Annotated in this window: 20 protein-coding genes and 1 tRNA gene; 5 read left to right on the top strand and 16 right to left on the bottom strand. The window is 45.6% G+C overall.

What is annotated here, in order from left to right; all coding sequences use genetic code 11:
• The 6 genes from sufU to nrdD all read right to left on the bottom strand — a co-directional run bounded on the left by sufU (position 1) and on the right by nrdD (position 6655).
• On the bottom strand, positions 1-510 hold the full coding sequence (sufU, locus tag FT12353_RS07505; protein WP_203619301.1) for a Fe-S cluster assembly sulfur transfer protein SufU: 510 nt from the start codon (positions 508-510) through the stop codon (positions 1-3).
• A complete protein-coding gene (locus tag FT12353_RS07500; protein WP_203619300.1) occupies positions 507-1721 on the bottom strand; it encodes a cysteine desulfurase in 1215 nt (404 codons plus the stop codon). Before FT12353_RS07500 ends, sufU begins: the two co-directional genes overlap by 4 nt.
• Positions 1702-2892 (bottom strand): Fe-S cluster assembly protein SufD, encoded by a 1191-nt coding sequence (sufD, locus tag FT12353_RS07495; protein ID WP_203619299.1) that lies wholly within the window; start codon positions 2890-2892, stop codon positions 1702-1704. The genes FT12353_RS07500 and sufD overlap by 20 nt, the downstream gene beginning before the upstream one ends.
• Before the next feature lies 1 nt (position 2893).
• Positions 2894-3682 carry a Fe-S cluster assembly ATPase SufC gene (sufC, locus tag FT12353_RS07490; protein ID WP_203619298.1) on the bottom strand — a complete coding sequence of 263 codons (789 nt, stop codon included), beginning with the start codon at positions 3680-3682 and terminating at the stop codon, positions 2894-2896.
• A gap of 245 nt (positions 3683-3927) precedes the next feature.
• Positions 3928-4509, bottom strand: coding sequence for an anaerobic ribonucleoside-triphosphate reductase activating protein (gene nrdG, locus FT12353_RS07485; protein ID WP_203619297.1), 582 nt, complete (start codon positions 4507-4509; stop codon positions 3928-3930).
• Positions 4445-6655 (bottom strand): anaerobic ribonucleoside-triphosphate reductase, encoded by a 2211-nt coding sequence (gene nrdD, locus FT12353_RS07480; RefSeq protein ID WP_203619296.1) that lies wholly within the window; start codon positions 6653-6655, stop codon positions 4445-4447. Before nrdD ends, nrdG begins: the two co-directional genes overlap by 65 nt.
• Before the next feature lie 271 nt (positions 6656-6926).
• Between nrdD and FT12353_RS07475 the strand changes: the two genes are divergently transcribed.
• Positions 6927-8369: a nicotinate phosphoribosyltransferase gene (locus FT12353_RS07475; protein ID WP_203619295.1), complete on the top strand. Its 1443-nt coding sequence runs from the start codon at positions 6927-6929 to the stop codon at positions 8367-8369.
• Positions 8366-9187 carry an NAD(+) synthase gene (nadE, locus tag FT12353_RS07470; protein ID WP_203619294.1) on the top strand — a complete coding sequence of 274 codons (822 nt, stop codon included), beginning with the start codon at positions 8366-8368 and terminating at the stop codon, positions 9185-9187. Before FT12353_RS07475 ends, nadE begins: the two co-directional genes overlap by 4 nt.
• A gap of 149 nt (positions 9188-9336) precedes the next feature.
• Here the strand turns inward: nadE and FT12353_RS07465 are convergent.
• The 3 genes from FT12353_RS07465 to FT12353_RS07455 all read right to left on the bottom strand — a co-directional run bounded on the left by FT12353_RS07465 (position 9337) and on the right by FT12353_RS07455 (position 10519).
• Positions 9337-9410: transfer RNA gene (locus tag FT12353_RS07465), tRNA-Lys, on the bottom strand.
• 82 nt (positions 9411-9492) lie between these two features.
• Complete coding sequence (rpoE, locus tag FT12353_RS07460) at positions 9493-10053, bottom strand: DNA-directed RNA polymerase subunit delta (RefSeq protein ID WP_059393627.1); 561 nt, start codon at positions 10051-10053, stop codon at positions 9493-9495.
• 25 nt (positions 10054-10078) lie between these two features.
• Positions 10079-10519 (bottom strand): YwiB family protein, encoded by a 441-nt coding sequence (locus FT12353_RS07455; RefSeq protein WP_203619293.1) that lies wholly within the window; start codon positions 10517-10519, stop codon positions 10079-10081.
• Between the two features lie 81 nt (positions 10520-10600).
• Here FT12353_RS07455 and FT12353_RS07450 point away from each other — a divergent pair, with 81 nt between their 5' ends.
• Complete coding sequence (locus tag FT12353_RS07450; protein WP_203619292.1) at positions 10601-11947, top strand: HD domain-containing protein; 1347 nt, start codon at positions 10601-10603, stop codon at positions 11945-11947.
• Between the two features lie 104 nt (positions 11948-12051).
• On the opposite strand, the gene FT12353_RS07445 is transcribed toward FT12353_RS07450, so the two are convergent.
• A complete protein-coding gene (locus FT12353_RS07445; protein WP_203619291.1) occupies positions 12052-14604 on the bottom strand; it encodes a M1 family metallopeptidase in 2553 nt (850 codons plus the stop codon).
• Positions 14605-14794: 190 nt separating this feature from the next.
• Between FT12353_RS07445 and FT12353_RS07440 the strand changes: the two genes are divergently transcribed.
• The gene (locus FT12353_RS07440; protein WP_203619290.1) at positions 14795-16873 is read left to right on the top strand and encodes a cation:proton antiporter; all 2079 of its coding nucleotides are present in this window, start codon (positions 14795-14797) and stop codon (positions 16871-16873) included.
• 82 nt (positions 16874-16955) lie between these two features.
• On the opposite strand, the gene FT12353_RS07435 is transcribed toward FT12353_RS07440, so the two are convergent.
• The 5 genes from FT12353_RS07435 to FT12353_RS07415 all read right to left on the bottom strand — a co-directional run bounded on the left by FT12353_RS07435 (position 16956) and on the right by FT12353_RS07415 (position 21383).
• Positions 16956-17549 carry a DUF1054 family protein gene (locus FT12353_RS07435; RefSeq protein WP_203619289.1) on the bottom strand — a complete coding sequence of 198 codons (594 nt, stop codon included), beginning with the start codon at positions 17547-17549 and terminating at the stop codon, positions 16956-16958.
• Complete coding sequence (locus FT12353_RS07430) at positions 17542-18405, bottom strand: YihY/virulence factor BrkB family protein (RefSeq protein WP_203619288.1); 864 nt, start codon at positions 18403-18405, stop codon at positions 17542-17544. The genes FT12353_RS07435 and FT12353_RS07430 overlap by 8 nt, the downstream gene beginning before the upstream one ends.
• An 81-nt stretch (positions 18406-18486) precedes the next feature.
• Positions 18487-19854 (bottom strand): FAD-dependent oxidoreductase, encoded by a 1368-nt coding sequence (locus FT12353_RS07425; protein WP_373299354.1) that lies wholly within the window; start codon positions 19852-19854, stop codon positions 18487-18489.
• 122 nt (positions 19855-19976) lie between these two features.
• Entirely contained in the window at positions 19977-20693 is a 717-nt protein-coding gene (locus tag FT12353_RS07420; protein ID WP_239061197.1) for a VIT1/CCC1 transporter family protein, read from the bottom strand.
• A 15-nt stretch (positions 20694-20708) separates the two neighbouring features.
• Positions 20709-21383 carry a VIT1/CCC1 transporter family protein gene (locus FT12353_RS07415; protein WP_059393636.1) on the bottom strand — a complete coding sequence of 225 codons (675 nt, stop codon included), beginning with the start codon at positions 21381-21383 and terminating at the stop codon, positions 20709-20711.
• A gap of 255 nt (positions 21384-21638) precedes the next feature.
• Here FT12353_RS07415 and FT12353_RS07410 point away from each other — a divergent pair, with 255 nt between their 5' ends.
• The gene (locus FT12353_RS07410; RefSeq protein WP_047975351.1) at positions 21639-22043 is read left to right on the top strand and encodes a Fur family transcriptional regulator; all 405 of its coding nucleotides are present in this window, start codon (positions 21639-21641) and stop codon (positions 22041-22043) included.
• Positions 22044-22124: 81 nt separating this feature from the next.
• Here FT12353_RS07410 and FT12353_RS07405 read toward each other — a convergent pair whose 3' ends face one another.
• Positions 22125-24164: a peptidoglycan D,D-transpeptidase FtsI family protein gene (locus tag FT12353_RS07405; protein ID WP_203619357.1), complete on the bottom strand. Its 2040-nt coding sequence runs from the start codon at positions 24162-24164 to the stop codon at positions 22125-22127.
• Between the last annotated feature and the right edge of the window lie 77 nt (positions 24165-24241).

Here is a 24241-nt window from a genome sequence, read left to right as displayed (position 1 = left end):
TTACTCCCCCTCAATCTTGGCTATTAAATCAGTCGCCGCATGGCTGGCGAGAGTGGCGCACTTTAGTCGGGTTGGAAACTGGCGAACCCCGGCTAAAGCCGACAATTCGCCAAGGTCAACATCCTCACCTTGCCCACCTTTTGCCTCAGCTGATTGGCCTTCACCGGTGAACAGGCCATCCTGGTTCTGACCCTGGCCCTGATCAGCCATTAATAATTCAGAAAATGCCGCTAATTTTTCCCGAGCCGCTGGTAAACTCTGCCCAATCAACTGTTCCGTCAGCATCGAAGCTGCAGCCATCGAAATGGCACAACCCGCGCCATCAAAGGACATGTCTTGAATCTGATTTTCCAAAACAACCATTCGCACTTGTAAAACATCCCCACAGCTTGGATTAAACTTTTCAACCTGTTGGCCAACCGAGGCTGGCAACGTCCGAAAATGATGCGGATTTTTAGCATGGTCTAAGATGACCTGCCGATATAAAATTCCTAAGTCTGCTTGATTCATACAAAGTACTCCCGGGCCTGCCGCAGAGCCGAAACAAAGCGGTCAAGGTCTTCTTGGTTATTGTAAAAGGCAAAAGTGGCACGGACGGCCGATTGAATGCCCAAATAATCCATTAACGGCTGGGCGCAATGGTGCCCCGCGCGAACCTCAACGCCAGCCATATCCAAAACGGTGGCGACGTCATGCGGATGAACACCCGCTAGGTTAAAGGACAAAACACCATGATGATTTTTGGCGTCCTGTGGCCCATACACGGTTAAATCAGGGATTTCTGCCAAGGCGGACAGAGCAGCTGCCATCAACTCTTCCTCTTTGTCTGCGATTGTCTCTAAACCTACCTCGTTCAAGTAATCGACAGCTGCCCCGAGACCGATAGCGCCGGCAATATTGGGCGTTCCGGCTTCAAAGCGCCAGGGCACCTCTTGAAAGGTCGCTTCCTCTAGTGTTACCCGCTCAATCATTTCCCCACCGTATTGCACCGGTGTCATGGCTTCTAAGAAATCAGTTTTCCCATACAGCACCCCAATTCCGGTCGGCCCGAGCATTTTGTGACCAGAAAAGGCATAGAAATCAACATCTAAATCCGAAACATCAATGGCAAAATGGCCGACTGCCTGGGCCCCATCAACAATGACCGTCGCCCCCACCTCATGGACCAGTGCCGTCATTTCCTTGACGGGTGCCAGGCTACCAAGAACGTTGGAAACGTGGGCAAAGGAGACGATTTTCGTCTTCTGACTGAGCTTATCCTTAAAATCAGCCAAATCAATTTCGCCTTCGTCCGTCAGGGAAACGTACCGCAACCGAGCCCCCGTCGCCTTGGCCAGCACTTGCCAAGGAACAATGTTGGAGTGGTGTTCCAGCTGGGTTAACAAGATTTCATCCCCAGCCTCCAGCTGGTTGAATCCATAGCCCTGAGCCAGCCAATTCAGACTTTCGGTCGTCGACCTGGTAAAGACGACATTTTTGGCGGAAGCCGCACCAATCATCGCCGCTACCTTCGCCCGCGCCCCTTCATAGCTGGTCGTTGCTTCTTGCGACAACGTATAAACGCCACGATGAACATTAGCGTTTTCTCGGTCATAATAGGCCCGAATCCGGTCTAAGACCTGGGCTGGTTTTTGGCTTGTCGCCGCCCCATCGAGGTAAGTTAGCGGATGGCCGTTGACCTGCCGATTTAAAATTGTAAAGTCATCTCGTACCGTTTTCATTGTTTAACTTTCTTTCAATGGCCGCAACGACCTGATTTTCGACCTTCTGATCATGGATTTTCGCGAGGATTTCACCCACAAAGCCACGAACAACCAGCCTTCTGGCGACTTGTTCCGTCAAACCGCGACTCATCAAATAGTAGAGTTGCTGGTCATCCACCTGGCCAACCGAAGCCGCATGCCCGGCCGTAACATCACTTTCGTCAATTAAGAGCAACGGGTTCGCCTCACCACGAGCGCGCTTGGATAGCATCAAGACCCGTGATTCTTGCTGGGCATCGGATCCCTTGGCACCCTTGATAATCCGCCCCATCCCATTAAAAATCAGGCTTGAACTATTCAAAATCACCCCACGTTGGAAAATATGCCCAACCGTGTGTCGACCAATATTTTGGATTTCGGTGTTAAAACCTTGGACCTGCTTGCCCGAAGTAAACGCAGCCACTCCGGTTTCTGATTTGGCACCTTCCCCAACCAGCTTGGTCGTCAATTGGCTAATCACGTTGCCGTCGTTAAAGGCAGCATTGACCCAATTCACTTCCGCCTGGTTGCCAACAACGGCCTGACGATTAATAAAGCCGATCGTCTCTTGGTCTAAGTGGTCGAAGTTAACCATCGTCAGTTTGGCACCAGTAGCCGCCAACACCTCAACCACCAAGGAAACATTACTGATGCCAGCAGTTGCCGTCTCTAATTGACTGACGATTCGTGCCTGACTATTCTGATCGGCATAAATTACTACCCGGCCAACCAAGTCACCGTCTGCACCCAAGTGAGCCAAAAAGAGGTTCAAATTCTCGGTAACCGTTACCCCGGCTGGTAAGTAAACAAAGAGACCCGTGTTAGCACTTTGCAAGTTTTCTGCCGTCAAGCGGTCCTTTGTTTCGGCCACTCGGTCATAAACTTGTTCAACCAAGTCCGGATAGTCCTGTTTGGCCTGCTTCAATGGCAATAGTAAGACGCCGGCCTCAACCAAGTCCTCCGGCAAATCATAATACGTTTGGCTCAGACCCGCTAACTCAATCCCGGTCTCTCCGGCTTGCGCCATCAACGGCTGGTCTGCCTGTCCTTGACCAGGCACTAAGTCCGTCAAACCCCAATGTTGGAAACGGACCTTAGGAAAATCTGGTAGGGGCAATTCTTCAATTATTTGTCTTTTGACCTCTTCCATCTCACACCACCGGTACATCTTCGTCTGTCAGCGTAATATCGAGTCCTAGTTCGTCGCGCAGGGCTGCATAACCTTCACCCTCCAAGCGCTCGGCCAAATCAGGACCACCAGTCTTCACGATTTTACCGCCCATCATCACGTGCACATAATCTGGCACGATATAGTCGAGCAAGCGTTGATAGTGGGTAATCATCAAGGTAGCAAAATCAGCCGAACGCATGCTATTAACACCCTTTGAAACGACTTTTAAGGCATCAATATCCAAACCGGAATCAATTTCATCTAGAATGGCAATTGCTGGCTTAATCATTAGCATCTGCAGAATTTCATTGCGCTTCTTTTCACCACCGGAAAAGCCTTCGTTCAAATACCGACTGGCCATCTCGGCATTCATCGACAAAAAGTTCCGCTTTTCTTCCAGTTCCTTCATGAAAGTCATGACATCAACCTGGTCATCGTCAGCGCGCCTGGCATTCACGGCTGAACGCATAAACTCAAAATTCGTAATGCCTTGAATTTCGGCCGGATATTGCATGGCCAAAAACAAGCCAGCTCGAGCGCGCTCATCGACACTCATTTCACTTAAGTCCTGACCGTCCAGCTTGATGGTCCCCTGGGTAATTTGATAGGCCGGGTGGCCCATAATTGTTTGCGATAAGGTCGATTTTCCGGTTCCATTGGGTCCCATAATGGCGTGAATTTCACCCGTATTAACCGTCAGGTTGACACCCTTTAAAATTTCCTTGCCATCGATTTGAACATGGAGGTCTTCAATTTTTAACGTCTTCATTTATCATCCTATTCTCATAAATATCATTATTTTCTAATCATTATCAACTTATTTGGATTAAAATTCAAGAAGAGATGACAAGAGCCACAAATCCCTGTCGGTGTTTTCCATCGGCAGGGCCTTGCAGCCCCTAATTGTCAGTATTTTGTTCCAAAAAGTTAGAAACTTTTGAGCCACTTATTTTTCAAAGATAGTGGGCCGCTAATACTCTCTATCCGTCGACTAAAAATTTACCGACCAAAAAATCAGTGTACTAATTTATCCCAGATAACCACTTCACCCGAGTCAAGTGATTTTGGCACATCGATAATCCGCTGGTTGGCACTACCACGGAATTGGAGTGTGAGGTCCTTTTCTTCCTCCAAGAACCGACCATCCACTAAGATATCGATCAAAGACAATAATTCCAGCTTGTCATCCGTTTCTTTCATTAACTCATCCCAGGTATAACCGGTCCAAGACCAGATATCCTTCGTGTGACCAAATTCCTGGCGGATTCGCTTGGCCAATTGGATGCAGACTTGAGTATTCAAGAAGGGTTCCCCGCCTAATAGCGTCAAGCCCTGAACATAATCCTTGGATAAGTCTTCAATAATTTGGTCTTCAAGTTCCATTGAATAGGGCTGGCCATAATGGAAGTTTTGCGCAACCACGTTATAACAGCCTGGACACATAAACTTGCAGCCAGAAACATATAAGGAACACCGGACACCCTCACCATCAACAAAGTTAAAGGCTTTGTAGTCCGCAATAAAGCCTTGACTAAGCTCTTCTGCGGTCCATTCTTTGGGCATCGGATTGTTTGGTTTTCTGGTAGCTTGCGACATCTGTAATCATCTCCTGTGTTAAATGCTTTGCTCGTGCTGCAATTTCAACGTGACGGCCATGGACCATTGGACGCTGTTGTGGGTTCCCAAGGTAACCACAAGTCCGCTTAACCACATCACACATCTGTGGGTCGTGGTTACCACATTGTGGACATTCAAAGCCCTTGGCCGTTGCCTTAAAGTCGCCGGAGAAACCACACTTGAAGCACTTATCAATTGACGTATTAGTTCCTAAGTAGCCAACGTGGTCGTAGGCCCAATCCCAAACAGCCTCTAGGGCTTGTGGATTTTGACGCAAGTTTGGGTACTCACAGTAGTGGATAAAGCCACCGGCAGCGTACTTTGGAAAGGCTTCTTCGAAGCTGATTTTGTCAAAGGGCGTTGGATGCTTACGGACATCATAGTGGAAACTATTTGTGTAGTATTCCTTTTCCGTAATATCTTCAATCTTGCCAAATTTTTCAATATCGGCCTCGCAGAAAGTATCCGTCAACGATTCAGCTGGAGTGGAATAAAGGCTGTAGTGATAACCACTTTCCTTTTCCCATTCAACACAGTAATCATGCATCCGCTTGACGATTTCCTCGGCAAAGTCGTGCGCTTCTTGGTTTCCTTCCCAGTTTGAACCATAGAAGGCAGCAACTGTTTCATACAAACCGATGTAACCTAACGAAACCGTGGCCCGACCATTCTTGAAGACTTCATCAACGCTATCCGTCTTCTTCAAACGCTTACCAAAGGCACCATACATATACAGGAGTGGCGCATTTTCTGGTACGGCTTCCTTCGTTCGTTCAATTCGATAAGCCAAGGCCTGATGAGTCAAGGCAATCTTTTCATCAAAGATTTGCCAGAAGAGTTCCTTGTTTTGCTTCGCAAAGAGTGAAATTCGAGGAAGGTTCACCGTGACAACCCCGAGGTTCATCCGACCAGAATTCACTTCTTGACCATTTTCGTCTTCCCAACCTTGTAAGAAGGACCGGCAGCCCATTGGCGTCTTAAAGGAACCAGTGATGTCGATAATCTTGTCATACATCAGCAAATCAGGATACATCCGCTTCGTTGAGCATTCGAGTGCCAATTGCTTGATATCATAGTTGGGATCGTTTGGGTTGAGGTTCAAGCCACGCTTAACCGTAAAGGTCAGCTTGGGGAAGATGGCTGTTCGTCGTTCCTTACCAAGACCCTTGATTCGGATTTGAAGGATAGCCTTTTGGATTTCGCGTTCAATCCAGTTGGTTCCTAAACCAAAGTTAATCGTTGTAAAAGGTGTTTGTCCTTGGGAAGAATACAAAGTATTAATTTCGTATTCCAAGGCTTGCATGGCATCATAGATGTCCTTTTTAGTCTTGGCCTTGGCATATTCTTCTTGCTTTTCTTCTGTGACCCAGTTCTTGGCATCGACTAAGTGCTTGTCATAATTCTTCTTGGCGAAAGGAGCCAACAATTGGTCGATTCGGTTGGCCGAACACCCACCATATTGGGAGGAAGCAACATTGGCAATGATTTGTGACATCTGAGCCGTTGCCGTTTGAATTGAATTTGGTGAATCAACCCAGGCATTACCAATCTTGTAACCGTTGTTCAAAAGGTTGTCAAAATCAATCAAGCAACAATTCGTAGCGGGTGTCACCGGTGAATAATCCAAGTCGTGCCAGTGAATGTCGCCACGCATGTGTCCCTTGGCCACCATCTTTGGTAGCATTTGCATCCCGAGTGCGCGGCTAGCAGCACCAGCCTCCAAATCGCGTTGGGTATTAAAGACCCGACTATCCTTATTCGCATTTTCATGGACGACGGATGCGTCCTTATCGAATAGTTTTTCAATTCGCTTCTGAACATTGGAAGCATCGGCGAACTTTTGTTTGTCTTTTTCCCAATACGTTTGGTACTGGTTGATGGCTTCTTCTTCGCCATGTTTTTCTAAACAAGCATTCAAGAGCGTCCGAATTTCTGAAGTCGTGACCTTCTTGGCTTTCGCCAAAGTTTCGGTCAATTCTGCCATTATGGCTTGAGCGGTTTCTGTTGATAAATTCAGGTGTTCCAGGATAAAGTCGATCTTATAAGCATAAAAGGCCATTGCTTCGCCACTTTGCTTGATCACGGTTAGCTGTTTCAATTGGTTATTTTCGATTGCCTGTACCATTCTAAATTACTTCCTCCTGTTTTTTGTTTTTTTGGGGTAACTCAAATACTACAACGATTTTGTTTTTTAGAACAGATGTTCGTTTGTGAAAAAAGCGCCTTTAAGTGCTCTTAGTCTTAGGGCACAAGGAGTTTAGAATGATAATTACCATTTGTTTACAATCAGAAAAAATTAGCAACAAAAAAATAACTATTTGTTATTGAAATTCTTCACAAAACCTTTTTAACAATGAACCAATTCTGCGTATAATAGGAGAAAAAAGGACGGAACTATGTACACAGACGATTCACTGGTATTGCATACTGATGCATACCAAATCAATATGATTTATACCTATTGGAAAGACAAAATTGATCAAAAGCCAGTGGTCTTTGAAGCCTATTTCCGCAAGATGCCCTTTGACAACGGCTACGTTGTTTTCACAGGGCTGGAACGACTCGTTAAGGCCCTAACAAATCTTCACTTTAGCGATGACGACATCGACTACTTACGGTCATTAGACCTCTATGAAGAAGACTTTCTGCTCTATTTGAAGAACTGGCGGTTAACGGCGACCATCCGGTCCGCTTTAGAGGGCGAAGTGATGTTCAACCACGAACCATTGATTCAAGTCGATGGTCCTTTGGTTGATGCCCAACTGTTGGAGACTCTCTTATTGAACATCATCAACTTCCAGACACTGATTTCAACAAAGGCAGCTCGGATTGCTTCAGTTACCGATGGCCAGCCGTTGCTTGAATTTGGAACCAGACGGGCCCAGGAACTGGATGCCGCCCTTTGGGGAACTCGAGCCGCCTACATCGGTGGTTTTGATGCCAGTTCAAACGTTCGAGCGGGCAAGCTTTTCCATATTCCAATCTCAGGAACGCATGCCCACGCCTTGATTCAGGCTTACCAAAGCGACTATGAAGGTTTTCGGGCCTATGCCAAAACCCACCATGATGTCGTTTTCTTAGTTGATACCTTTGACACCTTAAAATCAGGTGTCCCCAACGCCATCAAAGTGGCCAAGGAGTTCGGCGACAAAATTAACTTCCAAGGGGTCCGGATTGATTCAGGCGATATGGCTTACCTATCAAAGAAGGTTCGGGTAATGCTCGATGAAGCCGGTTTCCCAAATGCAAAAATTTACGCCTCCAATGACCTGGACGAAAATACCATTTTGAATTTGAAAAGCCAGGGAGCTAAGATTGACGTTTGGGGCATTGGTACCAAGCTGATTACCGCCTACGACCAGCCAGCCCTCGGCGCCGTCTACAAAATGGTCAGCATCGATGGGCAAAACACCATTAAGTTGTCCAATAACGTCGAAAAAATTTCCACGCCCGGCAAAAAGCAAATTTGGCGGATTACCGATAAGAAGGATGGCAAATCAGAAGGTGACTATTTGACCTTCTTTGGCCAGGATCCAAATCAAGTGGAAACTCTCCACATGTTTGACCCGAACCACCCCCTTCTTTCCAAGGAAGTTACTGATTTTCAGGCAACCCCAATTCTCCATGACATTTTCGTCGATGGAAAATTAGTCTACGACCTGCCTGACATCAAAGAAATTAAGGCCTACGCCAAAAACTCACTAGACAATCTCTGGGATGAATACAAGCGCATCTTAAATCCAGAAACCTACCCCGTTGATTTGGCACAAGACCTCTACGATGCCAAAAACGACTTAATTCAAACCATCCGTCAACAAATCAAGGAGATGAAAGCATGAGAGCCCTTCAAGCCAAAATTATCGCCGAACTACACGTGCAACCCGTTATTGACCCCCAAGCCGAAATTCGGCGGTCAGTTGACTTCTTAAAGCAGTACTTGACCCATAGCGCCTACCAGGGATTGGTCATCGCCGTTTCTGGTGGTCAGGATTCAACACTGGCCGGTAAATTAGGTCAGATGGCCATTAATGAGCTCAGAGAAGAAACGCAAGAAGACTATCAGTTTATCGCCATCCGCCAGCCTTATGGTCAACAGCAAGATGAAGACGATGCTCAAGCGGCGCTTGACTTCATCAACCCTGATCAAACAGTGACAACCAATATCAAATCAGCTACCGACGCCATGGTTAGCTCTTTGCGTGAGGCTGGTTTGGTCGTTGATGACTTAAGCCGAGGCTCGATTAAGCCCAAGATGCGCATGATTGCCCAGTATGCGGTGGCTAGAGAACACCAGGCAGTGGTGATTGGTACCGACCATGCGGCCGAAGCCATCGCCGGGTTCTTTACCAAGTACGGTGACGGCGGCACGGATATCAACCCCCTCTGGCGACTAAACAAGCGCCAAGGACGGGCGTTGCTTGAAGCCTTGTCAGCCCCCGCTCACCTGTATGAAAAGACACCAACAGCTGATTTGGAAGATGATCGACCACAGCTGCCAGATGAAGTGGCCCTAGGAGTCTCTTACAAGACCATAGACGACTATTTGGAAGGCAAGCAGGTTTCTACTAGCGACGCCGAAAAAATTGAATCACTCTACTTAAATAGCCAGCAAAAAAGACACGAACCAATTACGATTTATGACACTTGGTTTTATTAATCATTAAGAACACAAAAAGGACTTCAGGATTTACCTTGCGGTAGAACCTGAAGTCCTTTTTAACTGTCTTTTTTTGGACAAAGAAAAAGCAGAACTTTTTCAAGTTCTGCTTATCTTTGGAATCTCCCAAGGTCGCCTGATTAACTCAGTGCTCCCGCTCGGATTCGAACCGAGGACCTTGGGATTAAAAATCCCCTACTCTAACCAACTGAGTTACGGAAGCAATCCTGTGCCTTAGCACATTTATATATATTACCGAAGCAAGAGCAAAAAAGCAATACTTTTTAAAAAATATTTTTACTTTTTTATTGCTCTTCATCCCCATCAGACAAGTCATCTAGGTCATCTGAGCCGGCTAATTCCGTGAGGTTATCTTCGATGGCTTCGTCCTTTTCAGCATCGTCGTCATCTTCGGCATCATTGCCGTCACCAGTCTCGGCATTGTGACCTTCAAGGTCATCAAAGTCATCGTCTTCTGGATCATCATCGTTATAGTCAATCACGTCGTCATCGGCTGATGCAGAATCGGCAAAGACGTTCACCTTCTTTGAGGCCTTCTTCTTCTTTGGCTTTTCTTCTTCATCATCAATTTCGTGAATTGATTCGTCGATTGCATCGACTGGATACCATGAACGCAGAGCCCATTCGTTATTTCCCAAGGAAATAAACGAACCGTCAGTGTTCAAGTCCGTATAAAATTGTGACAATCGACTTTGGAAAGCATCCGCATCGATTTCCAAAAAGTTTTGGATGGCCGTTACTAAATCAGTAAAGGCCATGGCCTTCTTTTGTTCTGTTAAGATGGCCGTAGCGATTTCCACCAAGGACATCTCTTCCTTGAGTTGACCGTTTTCTAAATTTGACATGGCTCTCGTCCTTTCGCGCTTCTAACTAGTTGAGTATACTGGATTTTGGCCCAAATTGCAAGGCAACCTGGTATTGGCCAACCACCTGGTCATTGGCTGACAAGGCATAAGCCAAATCCAACGCCCCCGCCTGCTTGCCTTCATCAAAGGTAAAGTCAAGCTGGTTGGTATTGGTTGAAAGCAGCATCATGCCTGCTACCGTTTGGTAGGGTTGGTGTTCCACCAATCCAAGTTGAAAGACCATTCGCGTCTTCGTCACATTATGACGACTAAGGCTGATTTGCTTTTCGGTGAGCTTAAAGATGACCTTGGTCTCACCTTCATCATCAATTTTTTCGGTGTAGGCCAAATAAACACTATCACCCTTGATGGTCAATAAACCGGTCGTTTCAACCTCATAATGTTCATCACCGGCATCTTGAAAGACCTGGTGACTGATTTTCACTTGTACTTCTTTTTGGCTCATTTAGTTAAAATTGCTCCTAATATTTTCACAAACAGCTAAAGTCTATTATAATAAGAAAAAGCACGAAGGGAAAGGTCAAATATGTCGGAAAAATTAGCGCACGAAAAAGTCCTCCGCGATCCAATTCACAAATTCATTCATATCCAAGATCAATTAGTCTTAGATCTGATTAATACTCCCGAGTTTCAACGACTCCGTCGGGTTGAACAACTTGGCGTAACCGCCTTTGTTTTCCACGGGGCCGTTCATGACCGCTTCGGCCATTCCGTTGGTGCCTACGAGTTAGCTCGGCGTATTACCGATTACTTTAACGAATACTATCGCACCAAAACACCTGGCGATGGTCTTTGGGACCCAGAGGAACAGATGTTGACGGTTGTCGCTGCCCTATTACATGACGTTGGCCATGGTGCCTTTTCGCACACTTTCGAGCACCTTTTCCACACCAACCATGAACAAATGACCCAGGATATTATTACTGGCGATACCGAAATCAACCGAGTTTTGCAGTCTTACAGTCCTGATTTTCCTAACAAGGTCGCCTCAGTCATCGCCAAGACTTATGAAAACCATCAAGTCGTCCAACTGATTTCCAGCCAATTAGACGTGGATCGGATGGATTACCTTCTGCGCGATGCCTTTTATACCGGCGCCACTTACGGTGAATTCGATATCGATCGAATTATGCGAACGATGAAACCTTGCAAAACCGGGATTGCCTACGATATCGCTGGTATGCATGCGGTTGAAGACTACATTGTTTCCCGCTATCAGATGTACCTTCAGGTCTATTTCCACCCGGTTTCACGTGGGATGGAAGTGATCTTGGAGCACCTCTTGGGTCGCGTCAAGGAACTCCTTTCACAGGGACACAATACCGGTGACTTGGTTGGGCCCTTGCTGGCGCCCGTCTTTCAACCCGACCACGATTTGACCATTGATGAGTACCTACGCCTTGATGACAACCTCTTTATGACGGCCATCAACGGTTGGCAGGACTATCCTGACCAAATCTTAGCGGACCTCTCGTCCCGGTTCTTAAACCGGCGCCCATTTAAGTCTATCCAAATTAACGAGCAATCGGCGCCCTATCTGGCTGAGCTCGAGCAAATCGTCAAGGATGCTGGCTTTGACCCAGAATATTACACGGCCCAAAACGACGCCTACGACCTCCCCTACGACGATTATAAGCCAAGCGAGAAGAAGCCACGGACCCAAATTGAGCTCGTCTTGAGTGACGGTAGCCACCGTGAGTTATCGCAGCTATCGGCGCTCGTCGCCTCCATTAAGGGCCGGGCTTCCTTGGACCAACGCTTCTTCTTCCCAAAGGAAATGCTGAACAACGGTCCAGACGACCTCTTCTCCCAGGTGCACCAAAATTTCCGGTCACTAATTAAAAACGATACGTTTATTCCGGGCGAACACTAAAAATCAGTGCTCATCATCGCTGTTCCAACAGATAAAAACCGCTTTGACTACTAGCAGTCAAAGCGGTTTTGTATTTCATTCAAATTTTACTTGTACTTAAAGGCTTACTTTTGTGCCAACAAAGCCAAAGCACGGTCAACGTCAGCCGTTTGGTCAGCAATCGTCTTCACCCGGTTTTCAATCACCGCTTGGTCAATCACGATTTCGCGAGCCAAACCTGGCTGGTCCAACTTAGGCGTGAAGAAGGCCTTAAATTCGGCCAAGTTTTCCGCCGTCTTGAAGATGCGTGAAATCACCGTCACGTAAGATGAGAAGGACATGTCACCACCAAGACGGTCTTCCAACCAGTCCCAGTTTTTCTTTGCCCAGTCCCAGGCCAAAGCTTGACCCTTGTCATTACCCAAGACACCTTGGAACCAACCACGAAGGTCTTGTGGCTTAATCACATCGGCGTTCTGGTAGTTGGCAACTAGCGTCTCCAACTGATTTTCATCCTGGCTTGTTACCAAAGCAGCTTCCAAATCAGACTTTAAAGCAGCTTCTGCCGTCTTTTGGTAGTCCGTCAAGAACTGGTTGAACTTTTCTTGGGTATTAAAGTTTTGGATTTCGTTCTTCAACACAACTGCTCGACCGTTGGCAGGCAACTTCGTCACATCCCCACCAGCCTGTTCAAAGACTTCATGGTCGTGGGCAACCAAGTCGGCATTCTTAGCAAAGAGGGCTGCTGACAACACTTCAGCTCGCACCATTTCGTCGTCAACACTTTCGCCAGCACGCTTGTCGAAACCGAGACGGGCCAACTGCTGCTTTGAAAGGTCACCAACAAAGGTCTTCAAGTTCTTTTCCAAATCAGAACCATCTGTTGCAAAGGCCTTGACTTGGCCAATGACTTGATAGATCAATGACTGAACTAATTCAGACGTTGAGTCTGCCAACTTTGGCAAGACCCAAAGCAAGTCAGCAAAGGATCCTTGACCAGCTTGGGCCAACAGCAAGTTATTTTGCAAGAATTGAGCTTGTGAAATGGCGTTTGCCTTTTCCAAGTTGGCCACCTGTTCGGCCAAAAGTGTGTCGTCGTATTGCACGATGTAGTGACCAGTATTGCCAACATTCAAGGTAAAGGCGCCATTGCTTTCACGCTTCAATGTTTCGTAGTCACCCAAGTCCATGCTTTCAGTCGTCAACAAATCAGGAGCTGAGGCAGCAGAAGCGGCCAATGGCACTTGCCAAATCCGGCTGTCGGCATTTGGCACAGCTGATTTGTCACCACCAATTGAGAATGGCTTTTGGCTAACCTTAACGCGGCCGTCTTCCACCTTGACAGAAACAACTGGGTAACCAGGTTGTTCCAACCAAGAATGCATGATTTCGCCAATATTCTTGCCTGAAGCTTCACCCAAAGCAGACCAAAGATCATCCCCGGTTGCATTGCTGTACTTCTTCTTGGCAAAGTATTCCTTCAAACCATTGCGCAAGGCATCGTCGCCAATCAAGGCACGAACCATGACCAACAAGTGGCCACCCTTGGCATAGACAATGGCAGGATCAAAGAGCGCATCAATTTCTTCTGGGTGCTTAACTTCAACGTGAACTGGTTGAACGCCTAAGATGGCATCACGCTGCAAAGCCTTTTGAACTTCGACGGCGTTGAAGGATTCCCAGATATGCCAGTCGGGCTCCAAGAAGTCCGTAGCCACGTATTCCATCATGTTGGCAAAGGATTCGTTCAACCACAATTCGTCCCACCACTTCATGGTTACTAAATCACCAAACCATTGGTGAGCCAATTCGTGGGCCACGATGGTAGCCACGTATTGCTTGGTTGCCGTTGAAGAGTTCTTTGGATCAACAAGCAGGCAAGCTTCACGATAAGTCACAACACCCCAATTTTCCATGGCGCCGGCTGAAAAATCAGGCAAAGCCACTTGCCAAGAATGTGGCAATGGATATGGTGTTTGATAGAAGTCTTCGAAGAATTCGATTGACCGCTTGGCGATATCAAGTGAGAAGTCCAAGTTATCGGCAGGGTGCGCCTTTGTAGCAAAAACCCCAATTTCAACCCCAGAGTTCGTCTTAGTCTTCTTGCTTTGCAAGTCACCCAAGGCAAAGCCTAAGAGGTAAGTGGACATCTTGACCGTCTTGTCAAAGTAATGCACACCCTCTTCGACCTTTTGCTCTGGCATGTTTGAGATGACTGATTCCTCTGGCTTTTCATCAAACTTAATGGCCAAAGAGAACGTTGCCTTTGCCTCTGGTTCATCGATGCTTGGGAAAGCTTGACGGGCAAAGTAAGTTTCAAATTGCGTGGAAACCAATTGCTTAGCTTGACCATCGACGTTGTAATAAGATGGGTAAATCCCATTCATGTTGTCCGTCAATGGTGCGTGGTAAGTGACCTCGACTTCAATTTCACCAGCCTGATCAGCCTTAAAAGTCACTTGATCTTGGTCATTGTCCATTGTAAAGTCGACCGCTTGGCCGTTAACCTTCAATGTTTCCACCACTAAGTCGTGTTGGTGTAATGCTAAATCAGTCGTCGTCACGTGACCCGTAATCGTCGTTTTTCCAACAATCAACTTATTTTCGCGTGAGATATCCAAAAACAAATCGTAATGATCGGGTTGGAATGTTTCATAAAGACGTGGAATTGCAGCCATGAGGCACCTACCTTTTATTAAAAATTTATTAATATAGAATTAACAATAATGCTATTATAACTAAAAAATGAGATAAAAGATAGTAAGCTGATGTGAAAAGGCGAACGCTTGCCTCATAATCTGGAAAGCCCTATAATTATTAGGAAGAAGACCTTTCTATGGTCAATCCATTTATGAGAAAGAGAAGTACATGTCGATTTTATTGATTATCGCCTTGCTCGTGGGTGCCGTTGTTGCGGCTAACATTGTTCAGCCCTTTGTCAAGCGTATTCCAGAAGCACTGATTTTAATTGTCATTGGTGCCCTTTTTTCCATCCTACCAATCTTTCACGGCTTTCAAATCAACTCCGAGTTCTTTTTATTCTTGATTATTGCGCCCATCATGTTTCAAGAGGGACAAAGCCACCCCTACAATACTATTCGTAAACACGCCAAAACCATTATCCAGCTGTCAGTCGTATTGGCGCTTTTTACCATGGTCTTAGTTGCCTTAGTCAACGCCAACTTCCCTACCAAGTGGCCGCTGGCCTTAACAATCGCCCTGGCAGCCATCGTGGTCCCAACGGATGCCGTGGCTGTGAAGTCGATGACCAATGGTCTAACCATGCCCAAGGGGTTAAATCAGTCACTGGAACTAGAGTCCCTTTTTAATGATGCAACCGGAATTGTTTTACTAGACTTGGCCCTTTCATTTTTCGAAAAGGGATCCCTGTCACCCGTTTCCGGCATTTTTTATTTCTTATTCGTATCCTTAGGTGGACTCGTTGTTGGTGCATTACTTTCTCTTTTAGTCGTGGCATTACGGATGTATTTAAACTTCCACGCAACCTCTGCTAAAGCAACAACTATCCCCCTAAACCTCTTAACCCCCTTTGTGATCTATATTGTCGCCGAACACCTTGGCACATCCGGTATTTTGGCCGTGGTTGCAGCGGGCTTAGTGCATAACTGGGAACACTCTAAATTGCAGTTAATTGCCACCGAAAGTCAAATCGTGACCGCTACCATTTGGCAAACCACCACCACCGTTTTGAACGGGATTGTCTTTGTCATTTTAGGTCTAGCACTGCCAGCGATTTTTAAAACGATGACCCACTTTGGCTGGATTGGCTCATTGATTTTAATTGCACTGGCTGCCGCCATCTACCTAGCCATGTTTTTAGGCCGCTTTCTTTGGGTGACGCTCCAAAGCGATCAAAACCTCACTGAATTCTTCGGTAAAAAACGTACAAAGAACCGCCGAGTTCGCGCCCGTCTCTTCGGACTTTCAGGCGTCCACGGAGCCGTCACCTTAGCCTTGGCAATGTCATTGCCAGCCAAGATTAATGGTCGTCCCTTGCCCTTCTTAGATGAAATTCAAATCGTCGCCACCCTCGTGATCCTGATTTCTCTTGCCGTTGCCAGCGTGGCCCTACCGCTCTTGTTGAAGAAAGAAACGGCGGACTTTAGTCCAGAAGACCTTGATCGCGTCCGTAAGCAAATGATTGATACGGCCATTATTGCCGTCGAACAGTCATCAGCAAAGCATGCCGTTAAAAAAGCTCTCAGCCAAACCTTGCAAACGCAAAAGTTTACCAATGGTCGCCGGCTGGCTCAGGCTGATTTTACAACAGCCGTCTTGCCATTGGTTAATGAAGTCTTCGATGAATTGAACGAGTATATGGATTCCGACCATATCCAACAAAACTTCGATGAAAACACGATTGCCATCTATTCTAAGATTATCCAGCGTGGCCTGATTAATCCGGCTACCAAGCGTCATCCAGTAATGAACCTGCTCCGTAAACTGCGGCGATTGCAAAGCGAAATCAAGTTTCACACCAAGACTCGTACCTTTACCCATAAGCAACGTGCTCGTTACCAGCAAGAGTACCTCAAAACGCACCCAGAACAGCAGCAAATTATCGCCAACTTCCGCGATAACCGCCACGCTGTTTGGGCCTTAAACGCTGACACTCAAAGTTACGCCAACCAACTGCTAGCCAAGCACTTGGCAAAGCAGATGATTGCTGGCCAAGAAACTGCCAATATTGACCAGGTCAGAAGAATCTTAGATCGCTTCTTTGATTTAGTATCCCACGATTACCAGCACGTTGACGTAACGGTTCCTGCCGAAGCCTACATTCAGGCATTCGGTCATGAGTACCGTTTTGTTACCACTGAATTAGAGAAAAAGGCCATTTCACCTGCTCTGGGTGACCAACTCTACCATGAAATCAACCAAGCACAGACCCTCCAATTGATGGACCTGACTGCTACTTCGGACTAAGTATTTCACATAAAAAACCAGGTACTTTGCTACAAAACAAAGTACCTGGTTTTTTTAATCTTTTAACAGCCCTAGTTAGCCCTTAGCGCAACTTTTCATAAATTGGTAGAAGTGTTTGCAAAGCTTGAATTAACGTCTCTGTTAGCTTCTCATGGCCCATTAAGGACGATTCAGCCGGTACCTTCAAGCCAACCAAAACTTCAGCGGCTTTAACCTTTTCATACCGCTCCACCGCATTAGCATAACTGGCCAACTCCTGATTTTCATTGACCATATGATTTAATGACAGGCAATATTCGCTTGGCAACTGAGCCACCTGGTCAGCCACCGCCTGCAGCTTTGGCATAATCTCAGCCAAATCCTTGGGTTTCATATTTTCCTCAACAGCCAAGTAAAAATACAAGTTATCCGCCCACAAGCCCAACTCGAAGTGGGGCATCATCTTATAGCCTCGCTTATTCGGCGCAAAGGCCACCCAAGTATTATCTGGCGCATTAGTCTTACGCATCTTATGCTTGGCGACGTGTGCATACCAATCTTGACCATCTTCTTTTAAAATCGGCAATGCCAAATCAGCAAAGGCCTCAAACTTCGGATCAATGATTGCTCGAATTTTGTCCATCCGTCCATCCAAAGTCGGATCATCAAAAACAAGAAAATCCTGTTGATTAAACATTTTCTTCCTCCTTCTCCTTATCGTCCTTGCTAAAGAACGGGAATTCCGTTAGCCAGGTCATCAAGACAAAGCCCACGACTAAAATCGTTGCCAAAAGATCCAACCAAATCAAGAAAACAGCAATCGACGCCAAAGACTGATAAACACCGGATCGATGGAACTGGATATTAGCAAACCAAACAAACACCCGATTTAAAAGCATTAATAATGATAGGTCAATCAAAGTTCCCACTATTGCTGCTAAGAATGATGGCCGGGCAGCCTTCACCGGTAAGCGGTAGTTAACCCAAATCAGAAAAATCCACAAGCCGATAATGACCAGCCAGCGAGTTGGTGAGGCAATCACAATCCCAGTCCAATGATTAATCAGCAACGCCGTAATATTTCCAATCAAAATGATGGCTGCAACAGTTACCAGCATGACTATTAGCCATAGAAAAGCCCATAATCTTGAAAGAATCGGCAAACCAACTTCTTCCTTATCGGCAATTTTATTAAAAGTACTGCGCAGAACGGCCAAAACCTGTGATAGCGACCAGACAATAAAAATCAGTGAAAAAGAAAGATATGATTTTGTATTGGTATGGGCAACCGAATTGACAATTGGTGTTAAAAAATTAGCAATCGAAGAAGGCAACATCTGTGCCAAAACGGTCACCACGTGTTCCGTTTTTAAATTTAACGCCGCAATTGTCAACACAAACATAATCAACAGCGGAATTAGTGTCAGAACCACATAGTAGGCAAAGGTTGGTCCAACTAACGTTAGCTGTGCACGGGCAAAATAGGTCACCAGGGCATCGACCCGGAAACGGCGGTCTAGATAAGCCCAGATTTTTTTTAAACGTTTTTTCATAAATCCTATTATGCCATAATTACAAGCAAAAAGACCTCACAGTTTGAGGTCTTTTTAAGTTAAAAAAAATAATTTTAAAAATTAAACGGATGGAATTTGACCCAAGGCAGTCTGGGCTGCCAAGTTCAAGACAGACCATTGACGGTCATAACCAGGTTGGAAGAAGAAATCAGCTTCGGCCAAATCTTCCAAGGTCATCTTGCCCTTAATTGCCAAGGCAATCGTATTGGCATGGGCAGTGACGTCACCCTTTGACAAGACCTGGCCACCCAAAATTGCATGCGTCTTGGGGTTGAAAATCAACTTCACACTGATTTCCGGGTTTCCTTCCTTGACGAATTCAGGTCGGATTGTTGCTTCATACAGAGAAGAAGCAATTTCTAAGTTCATCTTAGCAGCATTGTTGGCGTTCACACCAGTTGTGGCAAGGTTGTAATCGAAGACTGGCAAAGCAGATGAACCATTGACACCAGCAAATGAACGAGCAGGCTTGTCCATCGTCATCGTTTCAATCACGTAGCGTGCTTCACGACGGGCAGTTGAAGCCAAAGCAATTGGCGCTGGCTGACCAGCTGGCGCAAAGAGTGGCAAGATGGCATCCCCAATTGCGTAAACATCCTTGGCAGAAGTTCGCAAGTATGGGTCCGTCTTAATCCAACCACGTTGGTCTAAGTCGATTGTTCCCTGCAAGTACTTCGTATTTGGCTTAACACCAGCCGCAACAATGGCCAAATCAGCATCAAATACTTGACCGGCATCGTCCTTGACCTTGGCTAATTTACCATCACCTTCAAAGGCAGCAACCGTATGACCGAGGTGTAAGTTCACTCCGTTCTTTTCCAATTCTACTCGAACCTTTTCAGCCAATTCAGCGTCAAGGTAGTTTCCCAATGGACGGTCAATCAAGTCAATGACCGTCACCTTCTTGCCTGCCTTCGCAAAGACTTCAGCAGCTTCGATTCCAATGTAGCCAGTTCCAACGACGACAACGGAAGAAACGGCATCGTCATGCAACTTGTCATAAATCTTGGTTGCCCAATCACGACCGCGCATCAGATAAACGTTATCCAAATCAGCACCGGGAACTGGAATTGTCGCTGGCGTAACACCAGAAGACAAAATCAACTTATCGTATGAATCCTCCAAAACTTCACCGGTCGCCCAGTTCTTGACGGTCACCTTCTTGGCATCCGTATCAATGCCAGTCACTTCGTGTTGCGTCAAAACCTTACCACCAAACTTTTCCAAGTCGGCTGGCTTAAAGTTACGAACATCATCGCGGTCCGTCACCTTGTCTTCTAAGAATAATTCCATTCCACAAGACATAAAGGACACAAAGTCGCCTGCTTCATAAACAGTAACTTGTGCATCTGGGTATCGAGTTAAAGCTTCATGTGCGGCTTCGTGACCACCATGAGAGGCACCAACAACAACAACTTTCATTTTCATCCTCCGTTAAAATAACTTCGATTTGCAATAACAAAACTTCACATACATTATAAAATTTTTTCAGCATTAAGCCAAGACTTTTTTAAAAAATTTCAGTTAGACCATTTTTCAACCTTTTTGTCTTAAAACAGCTTACCAATGCTAAAGTGAATCACAATCGTTAAGAGCCCAATCCAAATATTTCTGATAACCGCTCGTTTCACCATTCCCTTTGATAAGAAAGCTGAAATGAGACCAGTCAAAGAAACAGCCACCACCGTTGCCAAAATCGCTGCAATATATTGGTATTTCATCGGTGATAAAAGAAGTGCCAAAAGTGGCAGAGCACCACCAAGCGCTGCCGAAAACGTTGAAGCAAATGAGGCCTCAATTGGTGAAACGTAATGACCAAGGGTCATATCATATTTGACGGACAAAATCGTTTCCAATGGCTTTTGTGCTAACAACTCAACCGCGATGGCCTTGGCTGTTTCAGCGGTCACACCCCTGTCTTCATAATAGGCTTGAACTGTTGCCAGCTGTTCATCAAAGTTTTCCTTTAATGCCACTCGCTCGCGATCGACTGCCACCCGTTCACTATCCGACTGTGAAGAAACCGCTGCAAATTCACCCGATCCCATTGATAAGGCACAGGCCAACAAGTCTGACAACGCCGCAATGACAATCACAAGCCGATTCGTTGTCGCTGCCGCAACTGAGAAAACAACCCCAACAACGGTTAAGATACCATCATTTGAACCTAGGATTCCTGCTCGAATTGCATTTAGCCGTTCTTCCATTGTTTGACCGCTCTTTTTTTCCTCACGGCGGTCACTAACTGTACTTAAAACATTTTTCATCTTTTTTCTCCCCCATTAACGAAAGAGTGAACCGATTGCCAGCGTCACAGCCATTGTTAAAATTCCGGCAACAAGGTTCCTTAAAGCACCTCGAATGCGGTTAGCGCCATTAATCACAGCAGCTAAATAACCTGTAATTAATAATGCCACTAAGACTGCTAAAAAAGTCGCTGCAATGCGCCACTCTGGTTTTGCTAAGCCCATCAATGTCATTGGAAAGGCTGCTCCGGTTGGGAAGGCGAAAAAAGAGACGATAGCGGCACCACCAGCAGAAACCTTGGAATTTAACGAAAAGCCAAAGCGTTCGCGCACCATTGTCTCTAAAGGATCCTTTGCCATCATTTCTTTTGTCGCCTGCAAAGCCATCTGAGCTGAAATACCATCAGCTTGATACTTGTCTTTGACAAAATTAAATTCTTTGTCGTAATCTTGTTCTAAAACCTTCGATTCTTCTTTTCGAGCGCGGTCTTGAGCATCTCTTGATGATTCAACCGAGACATACTCACCCATAGCCATCGAGACCATGCCGGCTAGTGTTCCTGCAAAGCCTGACAACATCACTGCCGTCAGGCTTTGGCCCGCACCGGCCACTCCAATAATAATACCGGCAACCGATAGAATCCCATCATTGCCGCCCATGACGCCCGCACGAACCAAGTTGTTTTGGGCCATTAATGACTTTTTTTTCATTCTCAATAACCCTCCTCAATTAAGAATAGTTCTAATATAGTTTATCAGCTTCCTTTACGTTTGTCAAGCAAATGTGTAGTTCTGATAACTATCTTTTCTAAGTCATTAATGTCCACTCTATTCTTATTTAGATAATTAATTAAGAATAATCCCAGTGTAAAGCCACAAATTCTAAAATATTTGTCAAGAAGTCTTTGAATTGTTCTAATCACATGTTATAATCGTAATGTATTCGATACATTAGGAGGGGAAAATATGCTTGATCAGCTGAAATCCGTTTTACAGGAACACAAACTTAAGGCAACTAATCAACGGTTGACCTTGCTAGAGTACATGATGAGTCATGACACCCACCCTACGGCGGAAATGATTCATAATGATTTGCCAGATATTTCTCTAGCAACTGTTTATAATACTTTGGAAAAATTTGTTAATGCTAAATTAGTCGTCGTGATTGAGGGAATTTCAGATGGTAAGCGTCACTACGATGCCGCCTCTCATCCCCATTATCACGTCATTAATACGCAGACCAACGAGATTATCGATGCAGCTAACTTTGACCCTGCGCCCCTGATTAAGGCTGCCCAGGCTGCAACCGGTTTGCAAATTACCGAGTATCGAATTGATTTGTATGGCATCAAACCAAACGCGAACGACTAATTAACAATTGCAACACAAAAAACCAGTACTGAAAAATTTCAGTACTGGTTTTTTTGATGCTTATTGTCTTTTTAACTGATTTTAACTTGGCTTATTCATCACAGTATCCCAAAAGGCATTAATAATTTCCTTTGAGATACGACCATTTGTTCCATCCAAATAGGAGTTCAATCCTGGAATAGCCAAAGACATGGCAAATGGTTGACCTGGTACATAAGCCACCATTGACTCAGTATAAGTCGAATGACCATTGGTTGTTGTTTCGGCAGTACCAGTCTTGGCATAAACCTGTGGCGACAAGCCATGCAAACTAGATCCCGTGTTATGTGGATCCGAACCGTTGGCCACTCGGTACATTCCATTCTTAATGACATTCCATTGGTCCGTGGTCAAAGAAACTTGACCTTGAAGTTGTGGTTGTGCCGTCCAAACGGTCTTTTGGTTCTTACCAGAAACATCACTCTGCAAAACCGAACCAACCAAGTGCGGCTGAACTAGGTAACCACCGTTAGCAATTACTGAAACGTAGCGAGCCAACTGCATGGTTGTATAAGAATCATACTGTCCGAAGGATTCGTACAAATATTTTCCAATATTGGCACCGTCTGTCGGTCCACGATAACCCGCTGTTTCGCCATCAATATCGATTCCCGTCTTCGTTCCTAAGCCAAACTGTGCCAAACCATTACGCAACGTTTGGAAAGCATCGGAACGAAGCTTCAACTGTTCACCCGAATAATAAGTTTGACCACCGATTTTCATTCCCAATTGAACGAAATAAGTGTTCGAAGACCGCTCCAAGGCCGTTGGGGCATCAACGGCCACCGGACTACCACCCTGGTTCCAGTATGAAGTAATGTTTGGTGTTCCTTGAATCTTAATCGCCTGATCATACATCGTATTGTTCGTTGGGGTGACCACGCCCTTTTGGAAACCAGTGGCCAGGATAGCTGGCTTAACAACAGATCCCATGACGATGGCAGCATTAATGTTTCCTAACGGATTGGCCGTCTTCGTTCCAGTCTTACTATCACGACTAACCCCACCCATGGCATAAATTGCACCAGTATAGGGATTAATAACAGTCGCATAAGCTCCTTGCACATCACCACCAGGCAAATTATCTTCCAAAATTTGTTGCACTTTCTTTTGGAAGGCAGAGTTGATGGTCAACTTCAAAGAGTCACCAGCCTGTCCCTCATACTTAATATCAGAACTCTTGACACCATTCATCGTCGAAATCACCGTTTGTGATGGTGATCCCTTCAATAGTGATTCATACTGCTTTTCAAGAGCAAAGCTACCAACCGGTTCATTTTGTGAATAACCCTGTGCCAACAGTGTGTGCAATCGATCTTCCGGCAAACCAGTTGATTCATTGGTGACCGTACCAACCATTGGTTCGAAATCATTCCCTTCAGGATAATCACGTGAGAAAGACTCACCGATCTTGATACCAGGCATGTCAGACAACCGTTCCCCAATTTCAGCCTGTGCCTTATCGGAAACACCTGACTCTTGGATATAGGTTGTTGATAGCGCATAGGCCCCTGACATCTTTTGGAAAATCATCGCCTGGTTGGCATCGATATCCTTATCCAGATTATGATTCATCACATACTGCGCTTGGTAAGTACTCAATTGAGTAGACGACCAACCATCGGCAGTCTTCCCATATTGCTTTTGCAACTTCGTTTGAATCTTTGTTGCTTCCGTTGAGTTTGTCACGAGATAGTAATCGGCCTTCGCCCGATCACTTAAACGACTAGTATCGATTGAAATATACTTGGATAGCGTCTTGGCAATTTTAGCAATCTGGGCCGAAGTCGTTGTTTTTCCTCTAGTATAAGTTACCGCCGCTTCGGGCTTATTACCGGTAATCACTTTACCGGTACTATCATAAATCAGGCCACGCTGGGCGCTACCTAATTCAACGGTTTCATCGGACTTGCTAACCTCTGTTTCAAAGGCTGGTCCCTGTTTGATTGTCAGAAAGGCCAATTGAATAATCAATGCCATTGTTAAAGCAATGACGACGCCTAAAAGTAACTTTAGCCGGGATGGCAAGTTTGCTCTGGCGTCATTTTTATCACGGTCTTCAAGGTAAGGATTGCGCTTCATTTGAATTCTTTCCATCTATGTTCATTATGATTCTCTCTACTTTACCATAAAAAGCGAATTTATCGCTAAATTTCAAC

Source organism: Fructobacillus tropaeoli (assembly GCF_016860625.1).
GTDB lineage: Bacteria > Bacillota > Bacilli > Lactobacillales > Lactobacillaceae > Fructobacillus > Fructobacillus tropaeoli.
Note: the sequence above shows the minus strand (reverse complement) of the source record. Positions and strands in the feature narration are given on the sequence as shown.